Origin of the sequence: Proteus sp. fly-1067 (genome assembly GCF_040139345.1) — a bacterium.
GTDB classification, from domain to species: domain Bacteria; phylum Pseudomonadota; class Gammaproteobacteria; order Enterobacterales; family Enterobacteriaceae; genus Proteus; species Proteus vulgaris_B.
This window is the reverse complement of record NZ_JBEEUL010000132.1, coordinates 1-648: the sequence shown is the minus strand read 5'-3', so window position 1 is coordinate 648 and position 648 is coordinate 1. Positions and strand designations below refer to the sequence as shown.

At 40.7% G+C, this 648-nt stretch carries 1 protein-coding gene; it reads left to right on the top strand.

The genetic code is table 11. The features are described 5' to 3' along the window. Positions 1-648 (top strand): peptide chain release factor N(5)-glutamine methyltransferase (gene prmC, locus ABN217_RS19575; RefSeq protein WP_349459900.1); only part of this gene is annotated, 648 nt, incomplete at both ends.

Below are 648 nucleotides of genomic sequence, written 5' to 3'. Positions count from 1 at the left end.
GCGACAGTGCTAAACGAGACGCAGAGGTTTTATTGCAACACGTCACTAGGCAAACGCGAACATTTAATTTTGCATTTGCGGAGACAGAGTTAAAACTCGTAGAGCAAGATCACTTAGAATCTTTGTTGCAACGCCGAGAGCAAGGTGAACCCATTGCTTACATCATTGGTGAACGTGAATTTTGGTCTTTGCCATTATTTGTCTCACCTGCAACACTTATCCCTCGTCCTGACACTGAATGTCTTGTTGAACAAGCCTTAATACGTTTGCCAGCACAGCCTTGTCACATTTTAGATTTAGGGACAGGGACAGGGGCAATTGCATTGGCTCTTGCTTCTGAACGTTTGGATAGCACAGTTGTCGGTATCGATTTCAATCCTGAAGCAGTTTCTCTGGCACAAAGCAATCAACAGCGTTTAGCTATAAATAATGTGCAGTTTTTGCAAAGTGATTGGTATAAGGCTCTTTTCAATCAACATTTTGATATGATTGTTAGTAATCCACCTTATATTGATGGAAATGACGTTCATTTACACCAAGGCGATGTAAGGTTTGAGCCTTTGACTGCAATAGTGGCATATAATCAAGGATTGTCATATTTAGACCATATTGTTTCCAAGTCGAAAGGATATCTTAAACCGAAGGGTT